The sequence below is a fragment of the Catenibacterium sp. co_0103 genome (assembly GCF_004168205.1).
GTDB lineage: Bacteria > Bacillota_I > Bacilli_A > Erysipelotrichales > Coprobacillaceae > Catenibacterium > Catenibacterium mitsuoka_A.
This window is the reverse complement of sequence record NZ_RCYB01000107.1, coordinates 1-6,160: the sequence shown is the minus strand read 5'-3', so window position 1 is coordinate 6,160 and position 6,160 is coordinate 1. Positions and strand designations below refer to the sequence as shown.

The 6,160-nt window shown below is 32.6% G+C and carries 7 protein-coding genes; 6 read left to right on the top strand and 1 reads right to left on the bottom strand.

Annotated elements, in window-relative coordinates:
- Positions 1–62: 62 nt before the first annotated feature.
- The 3 genes from EAI80_RS11485 (at position 63) to EAI80_RS11475 (ending at position 2,912) form a co-directional block, all read left to right on the top strand.
- Positions 63–1,433: a sodium-dependent transporter gene (locus EAI80_RS11485; protein ID WP_342771708.1), complete on the top strand. Its 1,371-nt coding sequence runs from the start codon at positions 63–65 to the stop codon at positions 1,431–1,433.
- A 76-nt stretch (positions 1,434–1,509) separates the two neighbouring features.
- Positions 1,510–2,427: a toprim domain-containing protein gene (locus tag EAI80_RS11480; RefSeq protein ID WP_161220349.1), complete on the top strand. Its 918-nt coding sequence runs from the start codon at positions 1,510–1,512 to the stop codon at positions 2,425–2,427.
- A 14-nt stretch (positions 2,428–2,441) separates the two neighbouring features.
- Positions 2,442–2,912, top strand: a complete 471-nt coding sequence (locus EAI80_RS11475) for an LURP-one-related family protein (RefSeq protein ID WP_129982144.1) — start codon at positions 2,442–2,444, stop codon at positions 2,910–2,912.
- A gap of 24 nt (positions 2,913–2,936) precedes the next feature.
- Here EAI80_RS11475 and EAI80_RS11470 read toward each other — a convergent pair whose 3' ends face one another.
- The gene (locus tag EAI80_RS11470; protein ID WP_129982143.1) at positions 2,937–4,397 is read right to left on the bottom strand and encodes a C69 family dipeptidase; all 1,461 of its coding nucleotides are present in this window, start codon (positions 4,395–4,397) and stop codon (positions 2,937–2,939) included.
- 114 nt (positions 4,398–4,511) lie between these two features.
- On the opposite strand from EAI80_RS11470, the gene EAI80_RS11465 reads away from it, so the two are divergent.
- From EAI80_RS11465 to EAI80_RS11455, 3 genes are all read left to right on the top strand, one after another.
- On the top strand, positions 4,512–4,964 hold the full coding sequence (locus EAI80_RS11465) for a sigma-70 family RNA polymerase sigma factor (RefSeq protein WP_129982142.1): 453 nt from the start codon (positions 4,512–4,514) through the stop codon (positions 4,962–4,964).
- On the top strand, positions 4,957–5,199 hold the full coding sequence (locus EAI80_RS11460; RefSeq protein WP_129982141.1) for a hypothetical protein: 243 nt from the start codon (positions 4,957–4,959) through the stop codon (positions 5,197–5,199). The genes EAI80_RS11465 and EAI80_RS11460 overlap by 8 nt, the downstream gene beginning before the upstream one ends.
- Positions 5,200–5,268: 69 nt before the next feature.
- Positions 5,269–6,102 (top strand): hypothetical protein, encoded by an 834-nt coding sequence (locus EAI80_RS11455; RefSeq protein ID WP_129982140.1) that lies wholly within the window; start codon positions 5,269–5,271, stop codon positions 6,100–6,102.
- Positions 6,103–6,160: the final 58 nt, after the last annotated feature.

The following is a 6,160-nucleotide window of genomic DNA, read 5'->3' as shown; positions in this document are numbered from 1 at the left end:
AGAGTTTTGGGGGATTTGAGTTTGGTTATATATTTGTGTCCGCGCAACGAAGGCGCGGGGAAATGGAGGAAATTATGAAAGAACGTGAACAATTTAAATCAAGGATAGGCTTCCTGCTTCTTTCTGCAGGATGTGCTATTGGTATTGGAAATGTATGGAGATTCCCTTATGTTGTAGGACAAAATGGTGGAGGAATCTTTGTCTTCTTCTATTTGATTTTCTTGCTTCTTATTGGTGTTCCAATTCTAAGCATGGAATTCTCTGTGGGACGTGCAAGTGCAAAAAGTCCAGTTAAAGCTTATCAGTCTTTAGAAAAATCAGGACAGAAATGGCATTTGCATGGTTATGTCGGATTATTAGGTAACTTCTGTTTAATGATCTACTATACTACAGTATCAGGATGGATGTTGAATTATTTCTATAAGTTCTTGACTGGTGGATTTACAGGAGTCAAAACATCTCAGATTGCATCAGTTTTCCAGAATGTATTATCTAGTCCATCTCAGAATATATTCTGGATGATAGTAGTTGTTGTTATTGGTATGTTAATATGTTCAATGGGATTACAGAACGGTGTAGAAAGAATTACAAAAGTTATGATGATTGGCTTACTTGGACTCATTGTAGTTCTTGCAGTACATGGGTTAACACTTGATAATGCGATGGCAGGTGTTAAATTCTATTTATATCCAGACTTTAATAAAATCAAACATATTGGCTTATTAAATGTGATCGTAGCGGCAATGAACCAGTCTTTCTTTACTTTAAGTATCGGTATTGGTTCAATGGCGATATTCGGTAGCTATTTAAAGAAAGATAAAACTCTTTTAGGGGAAGCAGTGAATGTTGCAGGGTTAGATACATTTGTCGCTATTGTGGCAGGTCTTATCATCTTTCCAGCATGTTTCTCATTTGGAGTAAATCCTGACAGTGGTCCAAGTCTCATCTTTATTACTTTACCTAATGTCTTTTTATCAATGACAGGCGGTAGAATTTGGGGTGCTCTATTCTTCCTATTTATGGCTTTCGCATCATTATCTACAGTCATTGCAGTATTTGAAAATATTATTGCCTGCACAATGGAATTATGTAACTTCACAAGAAAGAAATCAGTAATCATTAATTTGATTCTTATTACTGTATTCTCATTACCTTGTGCTTTAGGATTTAATGTCCTTAACTTCTTGCAGCCTCTTGGCAGTGGTTCAACAATACTAGATCTAGAAGACTTTATCGTAAGTAATCTTCTCTTACCACTTGGGTCTTTTGTTTATTTATTATTCTGTACATCTCGCTTAGGATGGGGATTCAAGAATTATCAAACAGAAGCCAATATGGGTGATGGTCCTAAAATCCAGAACTGGATGCAGGGTTATCTTACAATTATATTACCTATTGCAGTCATATTCGTATTTATCAGCAGTTTGGTTTAAACAGTGGATATTCCACTGTTTTTTTGTGATTTCTCCTAAATTATATGGAATATATTATATAGAGGAGGATCACTCAATGAAAAAAAGCCGTATAGAACATGTGAAGAAATATAGTATGCTTTCTCTTGTAGAAGATTTAGGCTTTACTCTTGTTTATGAGAGTTTTAATTACTATCATCTTGAGGAACATGATTCATTAAAAATCAGAGTAAATATCAATAGATTCTATTGGTATTCAAAAGGATTTGGGGGAGACACGATTACATTATGCCAGACATTGGGTTTAGAAAAGAATTCTGAATTTCATTCTTTTATCTATACGATTCTTTATCTGGAAATGAGAATGTATAAGAATCCTCATCATGAATTTAAAAAGATTAAAAGACAAGAGAGAAAACTCTATTTACCACGTAAAGACATTAATAATAAGAAGGTCTATTACTATTTATATGAAAGAGGCATTAATCTCAATATTATTGATTATTTTATTGATTATGAATATCTCTACCAGGAAGCAGTGCACCATAATCTTGTCTTTGTATCTTATAAAGGAAGTCACCCAGTATTCATAAGTAAAAGGGGAAGTGTGATAAATAATCGTTATATGCGTGAGCAGGCAGGAAATGATTATAACCATTGTTTTTATATATCGCATAACTCATCACTGCTTATTGTGACTGAATCTATTATTGATATGATGTCTCTAATGACTCTTACAAATAACTTTAAGAAATATGATTATTTATCACTTAATTCTGTCTCTCATTATCGTGCATTATTCTATCATTTAGAATATCAACCAATAGAAAGAGTCCTATTAAGATTAGACAATGATCAAGCAGGAAGATGGGCAGTTCATACAATCGTTGATATTTTAAATAAGAACTATCCCTATATCAAAATAGATGTAGCCTATCCTTATAGGCATAAAGATTGGAATGATTATCTTGTTTATGGTATTAAGCAAAAAGAAAATGATATAATTATATTCTAGAGAGGATGAGATACATGAAACTTATATTAAAACAAAAGATCTTTAGTTTGATGGATAGTTATGACATCTATGATGAATATGATCAGGTTGTCTATACAGTAAGCAGTCGTCTTTCATGGGGTCATAAATTAGACGTATATGACCCATCAGGTCATTGTCTAGCAACCATTAAAGAAGAAATATTGACATTCATGCCAAGATTTAGTATCTACATAGATGATCATTATATCGGTTCATTCCAAAAGAAAATCAGCTTATTTCCTAAATATGTCTTAGAATTTAATGACTGGTCTATTAATGGAGATTTCATGAACTGGAATTATACTATAAGTGATTCTTATCATGAAATTGCGACTATATCAAAAGAATTATTTCATTTTACAGATGTCTATGTCATTGATGTTCATAATAGCCAGGATGCGCTTTATGCATTACTTGTTGTACTAGCAATAGATGCTGAAAAGTGTTCAGCCTCAAATAACTAAAAAAAGAAGCCGAGGCTTCTTTTCTTATGCATCAGAACGGGCAAATTTATTCTTCATAGTAAAACTTAATTCATCTAAGACAAGATGTAATGTTTTTGAAGTTTCCTTCTTCAACATATCAGCTGCTTTTTGATTGGCTTCATGTCTTAATTCTGTTTTTCTTGCTTCATCAGTTTCATTTTCAATTAGTTCATCATATGTATGGATAATATGATGTGAATGAGATTGTACCACTCTTTGATAACGTTCAATATGGATGGCTGACTGTTTATCACATGCATCAGCCATAGCTCCTATAAGTCTATTGGCCCAATAGAAGTTATCAGTAGATACTTCACCTGTTGTATTACTGTAATATTCAGGTACAGTATCAATATGAATATATAATGGAACAAGTGTATTAAATACATTTGAACCAAATGTGAACCATTCAATAGGTTCCTGTCCCTGTCTTACCTGTAATACAGATAAGAAGTCATTTCTATTGATTCCTACAGGACGTAATGCACCTTTATTAGATAAATCTCCACGTGTAATATATGGATCATAAGGCGTATTCTGGAAATGAGTTGATAATGCATATTTTACATCTTCAACAGTAATCTTTCTTTCAGGTACCATAATCCAAGGAATATCATCAGAAAATGGTGTAAAGTCTGCATTTTCTCCATCCCATTTATAAGTATGTGGATTTAAATAACGTCTAATAAACCAATCACGTGGTGTGTTGTAAACATGATCTGAATCATCATGTGAACCAAATGCATAACGTGCATTAAATGAATCATCTAGATTTAAACATAAATGATTCTTTTCAATAAATTCCTTTAAATCATCACTACATAAATGATTTTCTTTAGTAGTAAAAGCATCCTTTAAATCAAATGTATCAATACCTAACTGGTTAGGCATTACAACATAAGCATCATCAGGAACTCTTCTTGCAATCCAATGGTGACCACCAATAGTTTCTAACCACCAGATTTCATCATGATCAGAGAAGGCAATTCCGTTCATTTCATATGTTCCATACTTTTCTAGTAATGAACCAAGTCTTAATACACCTTCTCTTGCACTATGAATATAAGGTAATACAAGATAGACAATATCTTCTTCACCAATACCACCTGGTGTATTTGTTTCTTCATCATATTCTACAAGTGGATCAGCCCCTAATACACGAGGATTAGAAGTAATTGTTTCTGTCGCTGTCATTGCGACTTCTGCTTCATTAATTCCACTTGCTGCCCAGATACCTTCACCTTTTAAGGCATTTGGCATCGCAGTATATCTCATTGGATTATCAGGTAATTGAATCTTTAAATGAGATAACACTGTTTCATAAACTCTATTTTGTTGTTCTGGATGAATCACTGCAAGTTTCTTTGGTGTAAATCTTGTAGATTGTGAATCATCATTTCTTGCGATTAAGGTAGAACCATCATAAGATGCATTCTTACCTACTAGTAATGTTGTACATGGCATACATTCTCTCCTCCTTGTAGACTTTATTATAGACCTTAAAGTAAAATATTTCAGCACATATGTGCAACCAAATGGAGGGAATCATCGTATTAATAGTGAAGGGAGGGAAATATCATGACAATAGAAGATGTAATTGATACCTATGGGGATATGGTGACTCGCATTTGTATCATGAATTTGAGAAATAGTGATGATGCGAAAGACTGTTTTCAAGAAGTTTTCATTAAACTCTATAAGCATGGCATGATAGAAGACCATGATTATCTAAAACACTGGCTGATTCGTGTCATAATCAATACATGTAAGGATTATCGTCGTGTTTTCTATAAGAAGACAATTAATATAGAAGATGTGCTTATTCAAGATGAGAAGAAGGATTATGTATTACTTCCTGTGATATTAGATATGTCAACGCGTTATAAGAATGTACTTTATTTATACTATTATGAAGGATATAAAACAGATGAAATTTCAGAAATATTAAAGATGAATATCAATACAGTGAAATCAAGATTAAAAAGAGGAAGGGAGATACTAAAGAAGAAAGTGGGTGAGGATGATGAATAAATGGAAGGAATTTGATGATATTCATACGCCAGAAGATTGGAAGAAAATCACATATACACAAAAGAAAAAACATTATTCATTTTCTATGGTTTTAACAGCTGTTATTGTATGTATTTCTTTGATAACTGTCAGTGCATTTCATTCTGATATGTCAGAATGGCTGACAAATCACTTTTCTAAAGAGGATATTCATCCTGTTGAGAATGTGGATTTTAAGGATATCAGCTGGGGGTGAGGCTCCTTTTGGATATACATATACTGATATACATATACTAAGGATGATAAAATAAAAAATATCTACCTTATGCATCATAATCAAATCAAACAACAAAAACCACGTACATATAAGGGTGTTTATAAGAAACCATTCTCTTTTAAATATGTGCAATATCATCATGATATTTTCATGTATGATTTTTCAGGTTATGTAGAGTATGGTGTTAATCGTACATTCAATAATACTGTCTATTTATGTACAAAAGAGAATGATATCATTGCCTTGAATATGAAGACAGGAAACATTGAAGCAATAACCACTGATCATCGCTCTGTAAATCCATACTTATCACCTCATGGACGTCATCTACTTATTAATAAGCAGGATGAGTATTGGACAATCTATGATACAGTCAATAAGACAGAAAAGATTGTACCTGATATGTGTGGGTATGCTTTATCAAATGAACATTCATTTTATGGTGATGATTATATTATTACTTATGGTGATGATTATACGATTGTGATTGATTGTGCAACGCAGAAGGTGATTGAAAAATGGAATGGTATTACTGAATTTGCGTCTGCGTTTGAATTGGTAGATAATACAATCATTAATCATATCACTAGAAAGAGTTGTGAAATAAAGGAAGAAAATTATCGTATAAAAATTGCAAGTTCTACAAGTCAATATCTTCTTATTACAAATGAAAATGAAGATTCTTTCTATGATAAGCATGTCAATTATTTTCTCTATGATATTCAAAAGAATAGCTATGTTCCATTATCTTTGCCATTTAAAAATGGTGTTGATATTTCACTCTATGAATATGAAGGAGAAAACAAAATGATTATCTATGATGATAAACAAAGCTATTTAGTCGGGTCTTTAATTTTTGTGGGGGTCAGACCTTCGCTCTAAATATTTGGGGGTCTTGGAAACAGCACCTTTAAATCTGTGGGGGTCACACTGTGGCTCC